The following is a 20497-nucleotide window of genomic DNA, read 5'->3' as shown; positions in this document are numbered from 1 at the left end:
AAAGTGACTGTGTTGTTTTTTTTTCTAATGATAAGATTCAATAAAAGATTAAGTATGGATGGGTAAATAATCTATTTATAGCAATATTAACTCTGATAGAATTTGAAGATTTTCCCCTCTACAGAGCTACTGATATATTAGAATCAAGTGCACCGGTGGGAAATTGTTATCCTGCCATTGCAAAAAGAAAAACCAAATCTATCATAATTGGGATACTTTATTGACAGGATTCGCACACTCAGGTCACTCAGCAGAGTTTTTAAGGTAAATTAAAGATTACGTTTTTCCTTTAATTATTAGAGTTATAAGATTAAAAAAGATTAATAAAAATTAAAAAAACCATCTTTTTTTTAAAAATATAACCAATGAAATAGTTACAAATTTAATCCCGCATCCTATTGATATTGCTATTTAAATATGTTAAATTAATAACACAATTTGTGAAAAAAACTATAGAATTATTGCTGAAAAAAGGGGGTGTTTGGTTTTTTGTTGTCCTTAAAAGATTTTCCAATAAATTATTTTGCTCTTAAATAATGAGGTATTTTGTTATATCAGTCAGGTAAATTTTTAAGGACAAGAGAAAATAAGCAATGAAAGGAGGAAGGATTTAACTAAGTCGTGTAAAGATTCTTAATTGAAGAATACAAGGTATTTGGAAAAGTTAATATTAAAAATTAATAAAATTTGGAGCTTATAGCTCCAGAATGGTTATTGAAAAAAGGAGGTTTAAAAATGAGAAAAGTTTCATTGTTAATAGGCATTGTCACTCTTGTATTAGCAATATTTATGGTTAGCGTATTAGGAGCAGCAGAAGAAGCAGAACAGTTTGAAATTGTAATGGTAGCAAAAACCGAGGGACTTGCCTGGTTCGATGGCACCAAAAGAGGTGTTGAAGAATTTGACGCAACACATCCCGATGTAAAGGCTTATCAACACTCACCGGACGGAGCTGATCCAGTTAAGCAGGCAGCGTTGATAGAAGATTATATAGCTAAAGGTGTTGATGCAATTTGTATTATTCCAAATGATCCAAAGGCATTGATTCCTGTTGTTAAAAAAGCCAAGGAAGAAGGAATTGTAGTTGTTATCCATGAAGGTGCCGATCTTTGTGGTATCGCTGATTATGATTTGGAGGTTATTAATAATTACTACCTGGGATCTCTTATGGGTAAAGCACTAGGAGAAGAATTAGGTGGTAAGGGCAAATGGGCTTGTACGGTTGGAGGCCATACCATGCAAACCCATATGGAATGGTGGCAGGGTGCAGTAGACTACATTAAAGAAAACTTCCCAGAAATGGAATTACTAAATGAAATGCCCTATGAAGACCATGACGATGCAAAAATTGGCTATGATATCTGCAGACAGATCCTCAGAACTTGGCCAGATATTAATGGATTCATTGGTTTTACAGTTGAATCCCGTTCCTCTATGTGCCGTCTTTTAAAAGAAACCAACAACAAAAATGTTAAAGTGACAGGTTTAGCTGTGCCATCCGCTTTAAGAGATTACATTAAAGAAGGCTGGACTCATGGCGCTTTTGGTAATTCACCTGATGATGCTGGCTACGCTACAGTATTGTTAGCTTATAAAATCCTTAAAGGTGAAGAAATCGGCGAAACAGTTAATCTTGAAAAACCTGGTTTAGAGAATTGTGAAGTGAGTGAAAACGGCTTGGTTCAAGGACATGCTGAGCTAGAATTCACTCCAGAAAATGTTGACCAATTTAAATTCTAGTTTTAATTTGAACGAGTCGAACAGATTTTTTGTTCGACTCGTTCCAAAAATTATAATACTTGAGATGGGTATGGGAAAAATATGAATTCTAACGTATTAATTGCAAAAAACATATCTAAATCTTTTGGTGGTATACAAGCACTAAAAAAAGTGAATTTTGAGGTAGCACCGGGCCAAATACATTGTCTTGTAGGAGAAAATGGTTCTGGGAAGTCAACATTTGTAAAAGTTGTTGCTGGCGTTCATGCGCCGAATCAAGGAGAAATAATATTAAACGGTCATAAATATGATAGATGTACTGTTGCTGATTCTATCCGTGAAGGAGTCCAAGTAATATATCAGGATTTATTGCTTTTTAATCATATGAGTGTTGCAGAGAATATTGCGATTGATAAGTTAGTTGTTCAGAATAAAAAATTAGTTGATTGGCAAGAGATAGAAGATGTTGCTCAAGAACAATTAAATAAGGTAGCTACAAAGATAGATTTAAAAGAAACTATCGAGAATTTATCCATAGCAAATAGACAAATCGTAGCAATATGTCGTGCGTTAAGTATGAATGCCAAACTCCTTTTTATGGATGAACCTACAACAGCGTTAACCAAGCGTGAAATAGATAGACTTATTACTGTTGTGCTTGATCTCAAGAAAAAAGGTATATCGATTGTTTTTATTAGCCATAAATTAAATGAAGTAATGGAAGTAGCAGATCAGGTAGCTATTTTTAGAGATGGTGAAAAAGTTGGTGACTTTCCCGCTACTCAAGTGAATGAGCAGATGCTGATTTATTATATGACAGGTCGAAAAGTTGAGCAAACAAAATATATTCAAAAAACTAAAGAAGATAAGCCAATATTAGAAGTTGAAGATAAGCCGATATTAGAAGTAAAGGAATTAACAAGGATTGGGCATTATAGCGATATAAGCTTTAAATTGTATAAAGGAGAAATTCTTGGAATTATTGGACCTATGGGTGCAGGAAGAACAGAATTGGCAATGACGATTTTCGGTCTGAATCCACAGAATTCAGGAAAAGTTATTATGGAAGATTCAGAATGCTGGTTTACATCTCCTGAACAGCCTATCAAAAGAGGAATTTCTTTAGTGCCCGAAAACCGACAAACCCAGGGTTTATTTTTGCGTAAAGATCTAACGGATAACGTTTGCTCAACCATTTTAAAAAATTTTGGCAATAATGTGCTGGGTTTATTAGATGCTGAATCGATGATAAATAAGACCAAGGATGTTATAAAAGAACTTAGAGTAGTCACTGGGAGTGTATTAACTGAAGTTCAAAACTTATCTGGCGGTAACCAACAAAAGGTTGTTTTAGGAAAGTGGATTGCAACCTTACCAAAGGTTCTTATATTAGATTCACCTACTGTTGGTGTTGATGTTGGAGCAAGGCAGGAAATATACGATCGTATCCAACATATTGCTGAACGAGGTGTTGGTATAATTTTTATTTCAGATGAGATACCGGAGATCCTTACTAATTGTAATAAGGTTTTGGTTATGCGAGGAGGTAAAATCGTTGCATATCTCGATAGTAATTCCTTAGAAGCAGATGATATTCATAAAAGGATTTACGGGTTAATGTATGAAGAACAAGGTAACTTTGCCGGCTAAGAAAGAAGGAATAATATGGGAAAAGCCATCAGATCATTGCTTTCTTTTAATAAGACGGAAACTTTTGTACTTTTAATATTAATCGCCTATTGTATATTTGTATCAGTAGTGAATCCCAATTTTTTAGGAGTAGCAAACATCTTTGAGTTGCTACGTTCTTCTTCATGGATATGGATACTCGGACTTGGTGCATTTATGGTTTTGCTTTCAGGCGGATTTGATGTTTCTTTTACCAGTATAGCAATTGCTAGCGGGTATATATCGGTTATTATGGTTAGAAATACTGGAATAGAAAATCTAGTGTTTGTTTTTTTTATTGCGATGATTGTTGGTGCTTTGTTTGGCGCAATTAATGGTCTTGTTATCCACTTTTTTAAGTTACCAACACTGATAGCTACTCTGGGAACTAAAACTATATTTATTGGTCTCATGGCAGTAATGGTAGGTGTTGAGGCAATAAACACCGCAGACATGCCGGAATTCTTTAAAACATTTGGTTTAAGACATGTTTTTACAATCCAATCTGAGACAGGTGCGCGATATGGGTTTTCTGTTTTTATCATTCCATTAGTTATATTGGTTATAATAACCTGGTTTATACTATATCGTACGTTAATTGGTAGAGGTATAGTTGCTTTGGGGAACTCTGAAGAAGCGGCAAGGCTTGCTGGTTTCAACCTGTTTAAAATTCGTATGTTTGTGTATATGTATGCAGGAATTTTAGCCGCGATTGCAGGAGTTATTGCTATATCAGAAGTAGCTTGGATTGCACCTTTATCTAGTACCATAATTGGCATGGAGCTAACCATAGTTGCTGCTGTGATCATTGGAGGAACCAGTTTAGGCGGTGGGAAAGGAACAATCTTTGGAGCGATAATTGGGATATTGCTAGTAAGATTGTTTGAAACCACTCTTGTATTTATAGGTATAAATGCATCATGGTTTAACTTTTTTGTAGGGTTAGTTCTTCTTCTCGTTTTGGCAGTGACATCGATACAGAATTATCGTACCAGACGCCGGATGCTATTATATTAAAATGGTGGAGGATTGGGATATCGATATGATAAATATGAAAGATGCATCAAACAAAGAAAAAATTAAGATAAGTTGGTCTGCCGATCTGAACACAACAATACTTATTGGAGCAACAATTATAATTTTTTTGGTGCTTTCCATTGCAGTCGATAGATTTTTTACAGCGAGAAATATTCGGTCAATGTCTTTTCAGCTCCCCGAGTTTGCCTTCATGGCTTTTGGGATGGCTCTATGTATGCTCTCGGGTGGTATAGATTTATCTATTGTTTCCATAGCAAATTTTTCAAGCGTATTAGCTGGTTACATCATTCTTGGCATGACTAATGGTGGAGGAAATACTTGGTTATCAATTATACTGGCTTTTTTGGTTGCTCTGGTTGTGTCCTCTTTGTGTGGCTTATTTAATGGAATATTGATTGTAAGAGCACATATCATGCCAATTCTTGCGACTCTTTCCACAATGATTTTTTATGGTGGTTTAACTATGGGCATTACTCAAGGCAGAACAATTCTTGGTTTTCCAGAGGAATTTACAGAAATAGGAATATTTGCAGTCTGGGGCATCCCCTTTCCCTTTATTGTGCTTATTATAATTACTATAATTCTTACCTTTGTTTTGGGAAAGACGGTTTTTGGTAGAAATATCTATCTTTACGGTACAAATAAAACAGCTGCATTATTTTCAGGCATGAAAATTAATTCTACAATAATAAAGACCTATACACTATCAGGCTTACTAAGTGGTATTGGTGGTCTTATAATGATGTCTCGTGTAAATTCGACCAGAGTAGGGTATGGTGAAGGATATGTCCTCCAGGCTCTCTTGGTATGTGTACTTGGAGGAATAAGCACGTTAGGAGGAAAAGGTAAAATTTTTGGTGTTTTTCTTGGAATTTTAGTTTTACAAATGTTACAAAGTGGTTTTTCTTTGCTTGGTCTGGAGCCTTATTTTAGGAATTTTATTTGGGGTATAACTCTTATAGGAGTAATGATTGCAAATTACTATTTAGAAAAATCGGGGAGAAGAATTAAGTCTCTTACTCGAAGGTAAATTTAGATTTTTTTTGGTTTTATTTGTAAATTATAATGAATTTATATGAGAGGAGAGTAAAAATGCAGAAAAAAGTAATTCAGGGTGGAGTATTGTTGGATGGAACGGGCAATCCTCCAGTAAAAGATGCAGTAGTGGTAATTGAAGGTAATAAAATTACCAAAATAGGGAAAAAGGGCGAGGTAAAGTTAGCTCAGGAAAAAAATGTAGATATTATTGAAGCAAAAGGCAAGACCATAATGCCGGGGATGATCGATAGTCATGTACATATATATACTGACGGTGAAACAAGTGGTTTTACAAGTCTGCCGATAAACTACAACGAACTTGCACTGGCAATGAGGTCTATACCAAGATTGAAAAAAATTCTCGAAATGGGAATTACCTCACTCCGGGATGGAGGCTCGGGATGGGGATGGCTTGAGGTTGCCCTGAGGGATGCAATAAATAGAGGTGACATAGTTGGGCCAAGATTTGTTACTAGTGGTTATCATCTAACTGTTACTGGTGGTCATGGACACTTTCTTCCACCTTGGCTGGCATCTCATAAAGAACAATGTGGTATGCATTGTGATGGACCTGATGAATGGAGAAAAGCAGCAAGACTGAATATCTACAATGGAACAGACAATGTGAAAGTTGTAGCAAGCAGAGATATAATAAGCCCAGGAATAGCTACTGCCTCTCAACCTACGCTAGAAGAACTAACAGCTGCGATTGAAGAAGCACATAAAATGGGGAAAGGTGCTATTGCTCATGCGCAAGGACCCGATGCTATTCAAAAGGCAATTAAAGCGGGAGCGAATTCGATCGTTCATGGTTTCTTTTTGGATGAGAAGTCTGCCGATATGATGGTAGAAAATAATGTATTTCTCGAATCAACAAACCTTTATGTTAAACGTGTAATGAATATGGGAAAAGGTGAATTACCCGACTGGATGGTAGAAAAAGCAATAGAAACATGGGAAGATAAGAAGAAAAACTTCAAAATGTATCTTGATAAAGGCATAAAGATTTCATTTGGTTCTGATTGCGGTGTACCATTTTTAAAACAAGGAGACAACGCTTTAGAGCTGGTGATGTTTGTTGAACTGGGAATGTCTCCTATGGCTGCTATTGTTGCTGCAACTAAAACAGCTGCAGAAGCAATTGGTTATGGCGATAAAGTTGGGACTATAGAAGAAGGTAAATTTGCGGATATAATAATGGTTGATGGTAACCCTCTGGATGATATATCAATCCTTTCTGAAGTAGAAAAAATAAAAATGGTAATGAAGGATGGTAATGTAGTAATAACAAGATAAAAACTTTAAAAAAGCTTAGCTTGAATTCTAATTCATTTGGGATTTAATTAAAATAGTGTTTAAGTTCATGTAGTGATGTTAAGACCATGTATCAGCTAATCCTGATCAGCTTAAAAGCGGTTAATGGATAATAGGCTAGTACATGGTCTTTTTTGTTAAAAAATCGAACAAGAGAAAGTTTTTAAGGTTCAATAAAGAATTTTTTTTGATGATTATGTAGTAAGTACCTTATTATATGAATTTATAAATGATTTGTGATTTTAATCCCCAGAGCTACTTTTATTGTGATGGCATTAAAAGAAATTTCAAAAAGAATAATCAATATGATTTAATGCAATTTATTGTAAAAATTTTTTTTGGGTGTTACAATATGAAAAGGCATTGTTAATAAAGTACCATAATTTGGTATAACTCTTTCAAAAAGGTAGGTGATGCTCAAGAAGTTTGGAAAAGAATTGTGTGGAGTGGTTAATCTTCAAAGAAAAAGGAGAGGAGGAACTTAAGAGTGAAAAGACAATGGGCAAGTATTTTAGTGATTGTTGTTTTATTTCTAATGAGTTGTGGTTTGGCGATTGCTGAAGAAAATGTGATTAAAGTTGGAATAATGTACAGTCTTACAGGTACGGGAGCACCTACCGGGAAGGCTCAATCAGAAGGAGCTCTTCTTGCTGTTAAAGAAGTTAATGAGGCAGGAGGGTTAACAATAGGGGACAAAAAGTATCAAGTTGAAGCAGTCGTGCGAGATGATGAGACTAAGCCAGATGTTGCAGTTCGAAGGTATCGAGAATATATTGAAGAAGGGATCACGAGCTTAGTGGGTGGAACTTTCGCTCACGTCAGTACCGCTATTAATGAACAAGCGTTAGATGGCAGTGCGTTTGTCATGGTTACGAATTCAATTGAAGAAGCCGTATTCCGTAAGGAAAATAAAGCACCATACTATTTTACTTCACAAGGCGCAGTTGATGCGATAGGTCGTATGACCTCGGAATATGTGATTCAGACTTATAAACCAAAATATGTTATTGCTTGCCTTCCTGACTATGCATATGGTCATGGAGTTGGTGTTGGGATGAAGCAAGTTTACGAGAAATATCCCGACATTAAATTAGAATTTATTTGGACTCCGGTAGGAACCCCTGATTATACTTCTTATATACTCAAGATCATTGAATCAAAGCCTGATGTGGTACAGATGGGGCAATGGGGTACTGATGGCATTGAAATACTGAAACAAGCTTACGAGTTAGGTTTAAGCAAACATACCAAGATTTTTTACAATGCTATTGTAATAAGTATTGCTGCAGGTATCCCACCCGAAGCTCTTAATGGAGTAACAATGGGAATGTGGCTGTACCATGATTTAAGCCAAATTAAAGAAAAAGATATAGAGACCTATGAAAATGCCGAGAAGATTCGGGCAGCCTTTATGAAAGAATATGGTGAACAACCCGACGTAATGGCTGCATATGCCTACATAGGAATGAAGGAAACCCTCCGAGCCATGGAAGCAGCTCAATCAACTGATCCAGCAAAGATGTATCAGGCATTATTGGAGAGTCCAGATTTCCAAAGTTTTAAAGGACCAGGTGCTTGGCGTCCTGATGGGAGACCTTTTTACAAGTACGCTTACTTTGTTGGCGAAGGAAAAGGAACTGAGGGACGCATTGATCAATGGGATTTTGCCAAAATTACTGATTTCTTTGAAACCGAAGTTCTATGCTTACCATTATCAGAAATGGGATATGAGTAATTGTAGGCCAGCAAGGCTCTCTTTTTTTAAGGGAGCCTTGCTTCTCTTTCGCTTAAAGAGAAATTGGTTTAAGGAGGCCAATGCAGATGAGCTTACTTACAACGAATGGATTGGTTAAGCACTTCGGGGGATTAACTGCAGTCAATGATGTAAACCTTTCTATTGAGGAAAATGAAACTTTAGGGATTATTGGACCAAATGGTTCAGGGAAAACCACTCTCTTTAATCTATTGACCGGCTTTTTTCTTCCATCATCAGGTAAAGTCACCTTCCAAGGGCGAGATATTACCCGTCTATCACCGGAAAGAAGAGTAAGCATGGGAATGGTGCGTACCTTCCAGCTTGTATCAGTATTTAATTCCCTCAAGGTATGGGAAAATCTGGTTCCTTGTATCACGTGGAGTAATAAGCTTAATCAATCATTTTGGAAGTTTTTAACCTCTTCTGCTTATAATACTTGGGATAGCGCTAAAGAAATATTGGAGCTTGTCGAGCTTGAAGGCTATGCTCAAGTGGTAACTGCAGAACTATCCTATGGTGATAGGAGACTACTAGAGATTGCCCTTTCTCTTTCTTTGAAACCTAAGCTATTACTACTCGATGAACCATTCAGTGGTTTAAGCGATGTTGAAATAACCAAAGTTCTATCATTATTGAAAACCCTCAAAGGGAAAGTAACAATTGCTATAATTGAGCATAAAATATCAGCAATTGTTGATTTTATAGACCGACTCAGTGTAATGAATGAAGGGCACATCATCTGCGAGGGCGGTCCATCTGAGGTTCTTAGAGACTCTTTAGTTAACGAGTGTTACTGGGGTAAGGAGGAGACGTTTGAAGTAGAAAGACAGAGTGAAACATCTTTTGATCGAGCTCAGAATTCGTCTTTTTAGAGGGGAGATATAAAGTATGCTAAAAGTTGCCGATATTGACGTTGCCTATGGTCACGCCAAAGTACTATATAATATATTTCTTGAATTAGAAGCAGGAAAAACTGTTTTTATTGTGGGTCGAAATGGAGCAGGGAAAACGACACTTCTTAAAAGTATAGTAGGACTTATTCGACCCATAAAGGGTTCGATTTACTATGATAATGAAAATATAACAGGTTTATTACCAAATAAGCTCTATCATCGAGGAATTCGTTATGTTAATCAGGATAAGAAGGTTTTTGGTAGTCTAACTGTTCAGGAAAACATTGAACTTGCTGCATTCTCAAGCGGCGAACCTCTTTCGCGAGCTCTTAATAAGGTTTTAGAAATATATCCCAAGATGAAAGAATTTCTCCAATTAAAAGCTGGTCAACTGAGTGGTGGGCAAAGGCAAGTTCTCCTTATTGGGCAGGCCTTAGTTGGTGATCCAAGATTGATGCTAATTGATGAACCCACACAAGGCTTGGCAGCTGTTGTCATTAATGACATTGCTAAGATATTAAGTCGTTTAAGAGGAAAATTAACGACAATCATTGTTGAGCAAAACCTTCCACTTGTGAGTCGTTTAGCAGACCAAGTTATTGTACTTAAAGAAGGAAAAGTTTCCCGAATATTAAATGATGTTTCAGAAATCCGAAACATAGCTCTTTTAGAGAAATCTCTTTAGATTCGGTTAAGATAGAAGAAGGGGATGAAGTCTTATGAAGAATGGCCTTAGTAAGCATAGAGGGGTAATTCAGACTTTTACTCTTTGGTGGAGTCATTTAACTAAAACCAGTTTTGGTCGGCGGATCTTTGAGCTAATCTTTCTGATTATCGTCTTTATTATTTTTATACCCTTTTTAGGAACCCATCGAGTAACCGATTTTGCAATTTTTTGTATTATGGTATTGTCTTTTGATTTTTTATATGGTTATATGGGAAAATTATCCATGGGGCATCTTCTTTACCTTGGAGTTGGGGCTTACGCTACAGGTCTTTCCCTTCGATATCTTACTTCAAATCCTTTATTAGCAATTGTATTTGGGGTTTTGGCTGCATGTGTAGTAGGAATGGCAGCGGGTTCGATTGCTATACGAGCAACCGGGGCATGTTTCGCTTTGATTAATCTTGCTTTTAACCGTGTTGGTTGGTTTTTGGTAATGTCACCCTTAAAAGCGATCACCGGAGGAGAAAATGGCTTAAGTGTAAGAAATCTTAGCTTTAGTATTTTCAATTTTAGGAATCCAAATTTTCGTTTCTGGTTTGTCATGATTTCCTTGATTTTTGTTTTCTTTATCCTCCGAGTAATCACCTCCTCTTCATTCGGAGTTTTATTACGTTCAATAAAGGAGGATGAAAAACGGGTGAGGTTCTTAGGCTATAATACCTATTATTATAAATGGATTAATTTTATAATTTCTGCATCTATTGCGGGTTTTGCCGGTGCTTTAACAGCATTGAATTATGGGTATATAAATCCCAATGTGCTCGATGTAAATGCAAATTCGGGTGTTATATTTGCTTGTTTAATAGGAGGTCCCGGAAGCCTTTATGGATCGATTGTTGGTGGAATTATATATATGTTGATCACAAATCTTCTTCCAATTTATTTCCAGCGTTGGGAACTCCTTCTTGGGGTATCATTATTACTCATAGTTTTCAGGTTTAGAAAGGGCATCTGGGGTGGTTTAGAAACCTTATTTAAGAGAGTTACTGCCCGTGAAGACTCCAACCCATCTTTGGAGAAAGGGGTATCCAAATGATCTATGCAATTATGTACGGATTAACCATTGGAGCAGTCCTCTATCTTATATCTATTGGTCTATCTCTTACCTTTGGCACCATGAGAGTAATAAATTTTGCACATACGATTACCTATACAATTGGGGCTTATATTTTGGCGGCATCGGTAAATGACTTTGGTATACCCTTTTTATGGGGAGGTATTTTAGCAGTTTTGATCGCTGCTACGGCGGGATACTGTATAGAACGTTTTATCATTCGACGTTTATATGGGGAATCTCTGGATTATACTTTTATTGCGACCTTTGCAGTTTTTCTAATCGGAGTTGATATAGTCAAGTGGATATGGGGTGTATATCCGAAACCACTTAGTGATCCGATAGGAAAATCTATCGATTTTATGGGATTTGTTTTTCCTGTATATCGAATATTTGTAATAATTCTGGCAATATTGGTATTTTTTGGACTTGAATTATTTATAAAAAAGTCCATGGTTGGTAAGATTATTAGAGCAGCATTGGACAACAAAGAAGGAGTGCGTTGTCTTGGGATACAGGTTGAAAGGTATTTTTCTATTGCCTTTGTTTTGGGAAGTGCTTTAGCTGCTGTTGGTGGAGTTTTGTATGCACCTATTACAGCGGTTCATCCTTATATGGGTTTAAATATCTTACTTCTTTGTTTTGCCGTAGTTTTAACCGGAGGAATGGGAAATTTACGAGGGACTTTTTTTGCCTCCTTTATATTGGGCATGTTAATTTCTATTACAGGTCGTTTTTGGCCCGCTGGATCTGAAATTGTGGTTTTTATTGCTATGGCTGTTGTACTTTTCTTTAGACCAATAGATATTTAATGATATTTAATGGTTATATCAATTTAATTCCTTAACATTTTAATAGTGAAAAATCAAAAAAATTAAAAGCGTTCTCTGCATATTTCTGCTTGAAATGATTTCTATTACTAAAATATCAATTCTTTACTGATGAGACAAATTATAACTTAGAAAAAATAACTTGGTAAGCATTTATTTAAGCTTAAAAATATTGAAATAAATAGTTAATAAAATTAAAGCTCCAATAAAGATAGGAATTAAGAATTAATCCTCTAAATATGAACAGCTATGGCATTGTGAGTAAAAAGTCCCTAATCCGAAAAATTTCAGAACGAATACTAATGTAAAAAAATATACATAACATGTTAAATTTCTATCTATATTTTATAAATACTGAATTATTTTTTGTTAAATGTTTATTTAAAAGGTTAATTCCATTTTTAATAGTTTTTTTATATTGACAGAAACATTAAAATTTCGTATAATTTTTTTATAAAGTTTGTTTTCTATCAAAAAATGGTAATTATATACCAATATAGGAGGAAAAGTATGAGATTAAAGGACAAAGTTGTTATAGTAACTGGTGCTGGTCAGGGGCTTGGGGAGGCTTTCTGTAAAGGTTGTGCAAAAGAAGGTGCGAATGTTGTCATAGTTGAAATTAATGAGGAAACAGGCAAGTCAATTGAGCATGAAATCGGAGGGAAAGCAGCATTTATTCGTACCGACGTTTCGTCACAATCGCAGGTTAAGGCAATGGTAGATGAGGTGATGAAGAGATTTGGTAAGATTGATGCATTGATTTGTAATGCTGGCATTCATGCTGGAGGTAAGTTCTGGGAAGAAACGCCAGAGACCTGGCAAAAAATGTTTGAAGTTAACGTAATGGGAGTCGTATACTGTTGCCAAGCAGTGGTACCAATTATGATTAAACAGGGTAAGGGGAAAATTATCAATGTTTCTTCTAAAGCAGCTGTTGTTGGTGAACCTCTCCATGCTGCCTATTCTTCTTCAAAAGGAGCTGTATTGTCGCTCATTAGAGCAATGGCATCAGAGTTGGGACAGTATGGCATTAGAGTAAATGGGATTTGCCCTGGCACTACATTAACCCCTCTTGGGAAATCCGCCATTTCAGATCCAGAATTGAGAAAAGCCTTGGAAAGTGGTATTCCATTGGGTAGACTGGGCGAGCCTGAGGATCATATTGGTTCTATTGTTTATCTTGCTTCAGATGAATCTGATTGGATGACTGGCCAAACGATAATAGTTGATGGTGGATTATCAATGATTTAATTAACTGTAAATCCCCATCTTAGAGGTGGGGATGAATTTTCTTTTATACCTATTCCTTTATAAAGATAAGAGAATTATAGTTGGAATAAGTAAATCTAAGTAATGTAAGAATTATTTAATGCAATAGAAAAGGAAAAAAAATATTGATTGACCATACGAGAGATTTTCTCCGTATCATTCCACAAATATTATGAAGATTAGTCGTTTATCACAATCACTGCTAAAAAAAGTCAATGTAAATCTTCTTGATAAGTATTTTCTGGGAAAATTGGTTCGGAATTGATATTGAAATACAATTCAACCGATTGGAAAATTAAATAATTTTTTGAAGTATTTTAGATTTATTAACTGTCAAAAAATGAGAAATTTATAAGGGAGGATAAAAAAGAAATGCCGAAAACTAATCATATTGGCGATGACAAGGAATTGGTTGTTCTATCATTGAACCATATTAAGGAAGGTTCTGAGGAAAGAGCAAGAAAAGCATTGGTAGATCTTGTTCCTCTTACCAACCGAGAACCAAGTTGTCTTTTTTATCAAATGCATGTGAATGTGGGAACTGAGGATAATAATTATATGGTAGAGAATCCCAGATTTTATATGTTCTACGAAATCTGGAGAAGCAGAGCCGATTGGGACAAACATATGGATATGCCCTACCTCCAAGGTTGGAAAAATATAGCTGGTGATGTTTGTGAGAGCTGGGAACTATACATTTGGGAGAGAGTAAAGTTGCCAACCTGTCCAATCTTTAGAGGAGGAGATCTCATAAATCCGAAAGATAAATATACCCTTCTAGCTATGGTTGATGTTAAAGAAGATTGTGAAGATCGTGCCTGGAAAGAAATGCTGGCTTTAGTTCCTTATACACATACTGAACCTGGTTGCATCAGCTATGAGATGCATGTTAACCTGGATATGGATAACATGACTGCGAATCCAAGAAAGATCATGTACTACGAAAACTGGTATGACTATAAGGTTTGGAAACATGAACACATGAAGGCTGATTACTTAGTGCGGTGGTTTGATATGTCTCCAAAGGTAACTCATAAAATAGACCTGACTGGATGGAAGGTTATAGATCACGAATTGACCGCATCTGGAAAAGAAAAGTAATCAATAGTAACAATCTAGAATGTTAAGCACAAGAGAGGGATAAATATATCCCTCTCTTTTTTTATTCTTTTTTTCTGAAGCTATAGATTTTTTAATGGCTTTAGTGGTTATAAATAAAGGTAAAACTCGGTCAAAACCAAAAAAATAAAGAAATTTAATTAAAAATTGGCATTTAAGCGTTTTATCTATATATATACTAGCAAATTAGCCCTTATTTTTTCTCCATCCTATGAATATTTTCTTAATGCTTTCTTTTCTAAAGATATATTTTGCTCTATTAAAAAGCACGGAGGATGCACGGTATAATTGTAATGTTTCCTAGTTTAACGACAAAATTATAAATACAAGAAAAGCAATATTACTATTTTTATTACAATAAAATATCTTTTTTTTTACTATTGACAGGCTTTATTCAATATGTTAATTTTTCAACACAATTTGTTAGGAAAATGAGAATAGAGTGAATTTTTCTTAAATTGTATTGCAATTATTTTATCAAAAAGAAAGGAGTTGGGAAAATAATAAAATAATTGTTGTTCTATGCTGCAATTTATTCATCAAGAAACTCCAGTCAATAAAATTTAAAAATCTATCATGCTTATTTATTGAAAAAAGGAGGATTTAGAATGAAAAAAAATATATGGACAAAAATCATTGGTTTAGTGATTTTAACATTAGTACTATTTTCGTCAATTCAATTTGCCTTAGCTGAAGAAGGAAAAACTATAACAATTGGAGTTTCGGTTGGAGATCTTCGGCTGGAACGTTGGAAAAGGGATATGGATTATATGGTTGCCCGAGCTAAAGAATTGGGTGCCACTGTTTATGCTGTTTCAGCTGATGGTGACGAGCAAAAGCAAATAGCAGATGTTGAAAATATGTTAACAAAGGGCATAGACGTACTAATTGCTCTTCCAACCAATAGTAAAACCTTAGCACCGGCTGTCGAAGCAGCCCATGCCGATAATATAAAGGTTATAGCTTATGACAGAATTATTGAAAATGCAGATCTGGATTATTATATTACCTTCGACATGTTAGGAGTGGGCAAGCTTCAAGCTCAATACCTCTTAGATCGAATGCCCAAAGGGAGATATTTCCTCTTGGCTGGTCCAAAAACCGACAATAATGCTTTACTTTTCCGGGAAGGTCAAATGATGGTGTTACAATCATACATTGATAAGGGAGATGTAGTGGTAGTTGGAGATCAATGGGCAGAAGGTTGGTTATCTGAGAATGCCATGCAGCTTAGTGAAGATGTTTTAACCGCCAACAATAACCAGATTGATGCTATTTTAGCCTCCAATGATAGCACAGCCAATGGTGCGATCCAGGCACTTTTGGAACAGGATTTAGCTGGTAAGGTATTAATAACAGGCCAAGATGCCGATTTAGCAGCTTGCCAGCGGATTGTCGCGGGTACTCAAACTATGTCAGTATATAAACCATTACCAAAATTGGCTGCAGCGGCAATTGATTTAGCTTTCAACATTGTTCAGGGGAAAACTATAGAAACCAATGCAACTTACAATAATGGGCAAAAAGACGTACCATCCATCAATCTTGAAATCATCGCAGTTGATCAGTCAAACATTTTAGAAACAGTCATAGCAGATGGTTTTCATTCTTTCGAAGATGTTTATAAGAATGTGCCAGAAGATCAGCGTCCAGAATGGCCTAAAGAATAATTCGCTAAATGGTGGGAATCATACTTCTGATGATTCCCACCAATATAGAAAACTAATTTATAAATTCCTCAATAACATAGTTAAAATCCTACAGAGAAACTTATTATTACCGGTTGGTAACCATTTAGTATTTGAATTAGAGTGAGGGCATGAAAATGACAATTGTTCTTGAAGCAAAAAATATAATTAAAAATTTCCCCGGAGTTCGAGCTTTAGATGGAGTATCAATCCAGGTTTATCGTAATCAGATTCATGCCTTATGTGGTGAAAATGGTGCCGGGAAATCAACCCTTATTAATGTTCTTAGTGGGTATTATCCTACTCAAACCTATGAAGGCCAAATTCTGGTTGATGGGATAGAACGAACCTTTGATACAATTCATGAAGCAGAAGCTGCTGGAATTGTGGTTATTCACCAAGAATTAAGCCTTTTTCGAGAACTGAATGTAACTGAAAATATATTTGTAGGCCATGAAATTCATCGAAAAGGGATTCTCGATGCCGATGAAATGTACTCACAAACTGTTGAGTGGTTAAAGACTTTAAAAATTGATGATGTTCTTCCAACAACCAGAATGAAAGATTTAGGCATTGGCAAGCAACAACTGATCCAAATTGCTCGAGCTCTTCGAATTAAGGGAACCAAAGTTTTAATCTTAGATGAACCAACGGCGTCTCTAACCCGACATGAAGTCGAATTATTAATGTCTATTCTAAGAGACATTAAAACTCAAGGAGTTGCATGCATATATATTTCACACCGCTTAGATGAAGTTTTAGAGATAGCTGATTATGTGACCGTTCTGAGAGATGGGAAAACAGTAGGTGGTGGTGAAATCAGAAATTTAACCAAAAGAGACCTGGTTAAATTGATGGTTGGGAGGGAGATCACCGAATATTATCCAACTCGTCCTCAAAAAAATAATAAAACACCTCTTCTAAAAGCAGAAAATATTAACTTAATTGACCCTATAAAATCAAAAATCTTGGTGCAAAATGTCAATTTAGAATTATATAGTGGTGAAATTCTAGGATTGTTTGGCTTGGTCGGAGCAGGTCGTACCGAATTGGTTAATGCCCTTTTTGGGAATCCTCAAGGGAGGTATACCGGTGAGGTATTATTGAAAGGAGAGAAATTACAAATTCAATCTCCACAAGCTGCTCTGGAAAAAGGGATCGTTTATATTACTGAAGATCGCAAAGCTTTTGGAAATATACCAACTATGGATGTAAGAGAAAATATTTCAATTGCTTTTATTAAACAGTTTAAGAAAAAAATGGGAAGCATTGATGAAGACCAAGAAATTGTTTCTGTGAACGAAAGTGTTCGAAAGTTTCAGATTAAAACTCCATCATTTTCTACTCCAATTATTAACCTTAGCGGTGGAAACCAACAGAAGGTCCTTTTAGCCAGAGGTTTGTTAAAATCAATATCGGTTTTAATTCTTGATGAACCAACCCGAGGGATTGATGTAGGTGCGAAAAGAGAAATCTATACAATTATGAATTCCCTGGTTCAGGAAGACCTGGGAATTATAATGGTTTCATCAGAGTTACCAGAAATTCTTGGGATGTGTGACCGGATTTTGGTTATGTGCCAAGGTCGGGTTACTGGTGAATTTGATAATTCTGAGAGAAATGTCAGTCAGGAAGATATAATGATTTATGCGACTGGAACTGAATGCAGGATGGTGTATTCATGATTATAAATGATACAACAAAACGTTCTAACTTATTTTCTCAATTAGATGTGCGTCAATACATGATGATCTTTGCATTGATCGGTATTTGGATAGTATTCACTATTGCTTCTAATGGGACCTTTTTATTACCAAGAAATATGACTAATTTATTCCGGCAATCAGTTTTTACCGGTATTATGGCCATAGGGATGGTAAATGTAATTTTACTGGGTCAAGTGGATTTGTCGGTTGGATCTCTTGCTGGTCTTTGTGGTGGCATATTGGCTATTCTAAATGTCTGGCATGGCATTCCTTCAGGGTTGGCGATAATCATTACTCTGGGTGTTGGTATCCTTTTGGGCTTATGGAATGGGTGGTGGTTTGCCTACCGCAATGTTCCTGCTTTTATAGTTACTATGGCAGGGTTGCTCATTTTTCGGGGAGTTTTGGTTGGAATAACCGATGGGATAACCATAGGTCCATTAAGTCCTTTTTTTGGTGTAATTGGAAAACAATTTATTCCTCCAATTGCCGGAGTGGTTATTGGTATCATCGCTATCGTAGGGTTTATTGTTATTCAGCTTCAACAAAGGCGTGGAAAGATTATGCACAATCTTCCTGTTTCGCCTTTTAGAAATACGTTAATTATTATAATTGTTTTTAGTTGTTTAGTTATTTTATTTGTGATGATGTTAAATGCTTATCATGGTATACCGAATCCGGTAATTTTGCTCATTTTGTTATTATTGGTATTTAATTATGTGACAAACAGGACGGTATTTGGGAGAAGAATCTATGCTATTGGTGGAAACACTATGGCAAGTAGATTATCGGGCATTAATATCAGGAAAATAACCTTAGCAGTGTTTATGATCAATGGTTTAATGGCTGCAATAGCCGGTATTTACTTAACTGCTCGCTTAGATTCAGCTTCAGTTAACGCTGGCACCAATGGTGAACTTGATGCCATAGCAGCTTGTGTAATTGGAGGAGCAAGCTTGATGGGTGGAATTGGTACTGTCACTGGTGCAATTATTGGCGCAGTTGTTATGGCGAGTATTGATAATGGAATGAGCTTACTCAATGCTCCTTACTTTATGCAAACTATCGTCAAAGGATTAGTCCTTATTTTGGCTGTATGGTTTGATATGTCTCGGAAGGCTTCAGAAAAAAGATAGAACTTCTTAAGTGATTTAGAAAAAAAATAATGAATAAGGAAGGCAAACAAATGGCAAAAAAAATAAAAGTTGGTGTTCTGACATTTGGAGATGGACGAGAATTTTTAAAAAAAGACTTAGAAGCTGTAAATGCTCAGTTCCAGGCAAAAGTAAAAGAAACTCTGGTGAAAGATGGATTTGATGTTGTTGTGGGAGAGGAAGTCATCTGGAAAAATTCTTTAGCTGTAAAATATGGGAGAATGATGGCCCATGAAGATGTTGATTGTGTAATTTTCAATTATTGTGTTTGGGCGTGGCCAGGTTTTGCCCGGGTTGCAGCTCAGTTTTGCCCTAAACCAATAATTTTGTACGCAAATCTCAATCCAGGTTTTCCAGCAATGGTAGGAATGTTGGCTAATGCTGGTTCCTTGGACCAGGTTGGGATTCCTTTTCATAAGATTTTTGGGGATTTAAATGATCCAAAAATTTACCAACGACTTCGAGAATGCATATTAGGTGTTTCTACTTATAACCGTTTAAAAGGTCTTACTTATGTAAATGTAGGCGGGCGATCTCTTTCAATCGATACTGCAGTATCTGATCCTGCATTGTGGATGGAGAAATTTGGGATTGATGTTGACCATGTTGACCAAATGGAGTTAGTAAGAAGAACAGAAATCGAATTAAAAAACCGAGATAAGGTTCAAAAAGCTTCTCAATACCTTCAAAAACATATAAAAAAGATTCACTGGACAGATAACTCTTCCAAGGGAAAATTAACCGAAGAACTTTTTAAACGGTCGATTGCAATGTATTATGGGATGAAAAGTTTGTGCGAAGAATTTGATTATGATTTTTGTGGAATCAAAGGACAGAGGGAACTTACTGAACATTATTCAACATCCGATATTGCTGAAGCGTTTTTAAATGACTGTTATGGTCCGGCAGGCGAACCACATGAACCAATTATATGTTCAACTGAAGCTGATATGGATGCAGCCTTAACTATGAAAGTTTTCCATCTTATATCAAATCTTCCAGTTCTTTTTGCTGATATTCGAAGTTATTACCCCGAGATAAATATCTGGGATTTCTGTAATTCTGGGACTCATGCTACATATTTTGCGGGTAAAAGTAAAGATCCAGTTGAAAACTTAAAAAATGTTGAATTTCGTCCTCAAGGTTTCTATTATCCAGCCGGTGGTCCATCAGTTTATCATATTGCTCAACCTGGCGAAGTAACACTTGCCCGTCTCACAAGAAGCGGGTCTCCAAATCATTATAAAATGGTCATAGTTCATGGAGAATTTGTTTCTTTTGGAGCCGAGGAAAACGAAAGAATTGCAGCGATTGAACAGGATAATTGGCCACATGCTTTTTGTCGTATGGATTGTGATATGGAATCCTTTATTCAAGCAATCAACTGTAACCATATTCATGGGACCTATGGGAATTGGATAGAAGAATTAAAAGTATTTTGTAATGCTGCTGGAATTGAGTGGGTTGTTGTTCAATAGATAATTAGTTTCTATCATAATTAGAAATTATAAAAGATTAAGGAGG

16 protein-coding genes are annotated in these 20497 nt (G+C 35.9%); all 16 read left to right on the top strand.

Annotated elements, in window-relative coordinates; translation table 11 throughout:
- Positions 1–735 precede the first annotated feature (735 nt).
- The 16 genes from RT761_RS03215 to RT761_RS03140 all read left to right on the top strand — a co-directional run bounded on the left by RT761_RS03215 (position 736) and on the right by RT761_RS03140 (position 20451).
- On the top strand, positions 736–1740 hold the full coding sequence (locus RT761_RS03215) for a substrate-binding domain-containing protein (protein ID WP_218112644.1): 1005 nt from the start codon (positions 736–738) through the stop codon (positions 1738–1740).
- A gap of 81 nt (positions 1741–1821) precedes the next feature.
- Entirely contained in the window at positions 1822–3369 is a 1548-nt protein-coding gene (locus RT761_RS03210; protein WP_218112643.1) for a sugar ABC transporter ATP-binding protein, read from the top strand.
- A gap of 15 nt (positions 3370–3384) precedes the next feature.
- On the top strand, positions 3385–4404 hold the full coding sequence (locus tag RT761_RS03205) for an ABC transporter permease (protein WP_218112642.1): 1020 nt from the start codon (positions 3385–3387) through the stop codon (positions 4402–4404).
- Between the two features lie 25 nt (positions 4405–4429).
- On the top strand, positions 4430–5455 hold the full coding sequence (locus tag RT761_RS03200) for an ABC transporter permease (protein WP_218112641.1): 1026 nt from the start codon (positions 4430–4432) through the stop codon (positions 5453–5455).
- Between the two features lie 62 nt (positions 5456–5517).
- Complete coding sequence (locus RT761_RS03195) at positions 5518–6759, top strand: metal-dependent hydrolase family protein (RefSeq protein WP_218112640.1); 1242 nt, start codon at positions 5518–5520, stop codon at positions 6757–6759.
- Between the two features lie 505 nt (positions 6760–7264).
- Positions 7265–8512, top strand: a complete 1248-nt coding sequence (locus RT761_RS03190; RefSeq protein ID WP_218112639.1) for an ABC transporter substrate-binding protein — start codon at positions 7265–7267, stop codon at positions 8510–8512.
- 86 nt (positions 8513–8598) lie between these two features.
- Positions 8599–9405: an ABC transporter ATP-binding protein gene (locus RT761_RS03185; protein WP_218112638.1), complete on the top strand. Its 807-nt coding sequence runs from the start codon at positions 8599–8601 to the stop codon at positions 9403–9405.
- A 16-nt stretch (positions 9406–9421) separates the two neighbouring features.
- Entirely contained in the window at positions 9422–10111 is a 690-nt protein-coding gene (locus RT761_RS03180) for an ABC transporter ATP-binding protein (RefSeq protein WP_218112637.1), read from the top strand.
- A 34-nt stretch (positions 10112–10145) separates the two neighbouring features.
- The gene (locus tag RT761_RS03175; RefSeq protein WP_218112636.1) at positions 10146–11189 is read left to right on the top strand and encodes a branched-chain amino acid ABC transporter permease; all 1044 of its coding nucleotides are present in this window, start codon (positions 10146–10148) and stop codon (positions 11187–11189) included.
- The gene (locus tag RT761_RS03170) at positions 11186–12019 is read left to right on the top strand and encodes a branched-chain amino acid ABC transporter permease (RefSeq protein WP_218112635.1); all 834 of its coding nucleotides are present in this window, start codon (positions 11186–11188) and stop codon (positions 12017–12019) included. The genes RT761_RS03175 and RT761_RS03170 overlap by 4 nt, the downstream gene beginning before the upstream one ends.
- A gap of 528 nt (positions 12020–12547) precedes the next feature.
- Entirely contained in the window at positions 12548–13288 is a 741-nt protein-coding gene (locus tag RT761_RS03165) for an SDR family NAD(P)-dependent oxidoreductase (RefSeq protein WP_218112634.1), read from the top strand.
- Between the two features lie 390 nt (positions 13289–13678).
- Positions 13679–14407, top strand: a complete 729-nt coding sequence (locus tag RT761_RS03160; RefSeq protein WP_218112633.1) for a putative quinol monooxygenase — start codon at positions 13679–13681, stop codon at positions 14405–14407.
- Between the two features lie 626 nt (positions 14408–15033).
- Positions 15034–16095 (top strand): D-xylose ABC transporter substrate-binding protein, encoded by a 1062-nt coding sequence (gene xylF / locus RT761_RS03155; RefSeq protein WP_218112632.1) that lies wholly within the window; start codon positions 15034–15036, stop codon positions 16093–16095.
- A 155-nt stretch (positions 16096–16250) separates the two neighbouring features.
- Complete coding sequence (locus tag RT761_RS03150) at positions 16251–17798, top strand: sugar ABC transporter ATP-binding protein (RefSeq protein WP_218112631.1); 1548 nt, start codon at positions 16251–16253, stop codon at positions 17796–17798.
- A complete protein-coding gene (locus RT761_RS03145; protein ID WP_218112630.1) occupies positions 17795–18955 on the top strand; it encodes a sugar ABC transporter permease in 1161 nt (386 codons plus the stop codon). Before RT761_RS03150 ends, RT761_RS03145 begins: the two co-directional genes overlap by 4 nt.
- A gap of 50 nt (positions 18956–19005) precedes the next feature.
- Positions 19006–20451: an L-fucose/L-arabinose isomerase family protein gene (locus RT761_RS03140; RefSeq protein WP_218112629.1), complete on the top strand. Its 1446-nt coding sequence runs from the start codon at positions 19006–19008 to the stop codon at positions 20449–20451.
- Positions 20452–20497: the final 46 nt, after the last annotated feature.

The sequence above is a fragment of the Atribacter laminatus genome (assembly GCF_015775515.1).
Taxonomy (GTDB): Bacteria; Atribacterota; Atribacteria; order Atribacterales; family Atribacteraceae; genus Atribacter; species Atribacter laminatus.
This window is presented reverse-complemented; position numbering and strand designations above follow the sequence as displayed.

Bases quoted from the DNA above. Each gene is read 5' to 3' on its own strand.
- RT761_RS03200 (WP_218112641.1), top strand. From the start codon at position 4,430: ATGATAAATATGAAAGATGCATCAAACAAAGAAAAAATTAAGATAAGT.
- RT761_RS03215 (WP_218112644.1), top strand. From the start codon at position 736: ATGAGAAAAGTTTCATTGTTAATAGGCATTGTCACTCTTGTATTAGCA.
- RT761_RS03195 (WP_218112640.1), top strand. From the start codon at position 5,518: ATGCAGAAAAAAGTAATTCAGGGTGGAGTATTGTTGGATGGAACGGGC.
- RT761_RS03140 (WP_218112629.1), top strand. From the start codon at position 19,006: ATGGCAAAAAAAATAAAAGTTGGTGTTCTGACATTTGGAGATGGACGA.
- RT761_RS03150 (WP_218112631.1), top strand. From the start codon at position 16,251: ATGACAATTGTTCTTGAAGCAAAAAATATAATTAAAAATTTCCCCGGA.
- RT761_RS03175 (WP_218112636.1), top strand. From the start codon at position 10,146: ATGAAGAATGGCCTTAGTAAGCATAGAGGGGTAATTCAGACTTTTACT.
- RT761_RS03205 (WP_218112642.1), top strand. From the start codon at position 3,385: ATGGGAAAAGCCATCAGATCATTGCTTTCTTTTAATAAGACGGAAACT.
- RT761_RS03165 (WP_218112634.1), top strand. From the start codon at position 12,548: ATGAGATTAAAGGACAAAGTTGTTATAGTAACTGGTGCTGGTCAGGGG.
- RT761_RS03185 (WP_218112638.1), top strand. From the start codon at position 8,599: ATGAGCTTACTTACAACGAATGGATTGGTTAAGCACTTCGGGGGATTA.
- xylF (WP_218112632.1), top strand. From the start codon at position 15,034: ATGAAAAAAAATATATGGACAAAAATCATTGGTTTAGTGATTTTAACA.
- RT761_RS03145 (WP_218112630.1), top strand. From the start codon at position 17,795: ATGATTATAAATGATACAACAAAACGTTCTAACTTATTTTCTCAATTA.
- RT761_RS03170 (WP_218112635.1), top strand. From the start codon at position 11,186: ATGATCTATGCAATTATGTACGGATTAACCATTGGAGCAGTCCTCTAT.
- RT761_RS03160 (WP_218112633.1), top strand. From the start codon at position 13,679: ATGCCGAAAACTAATCATATTGGCGATGACAAGGAATTGGTTGTTCTA.
- RT761_RS03180 (WP_218112637.1), top strand. From the start codon at position 9,422: ATGCTAAAAGTTGCCGATATTGACGTTGCCTATGGTCACGCCAAAGTA.
- RT761_RS03210 (WP_218112643.1), top strand. From the start codon at position 1,822: ATGAATTCTAACGTATTAATTGCAAAAAACATATCTAAATCTTTTGGT.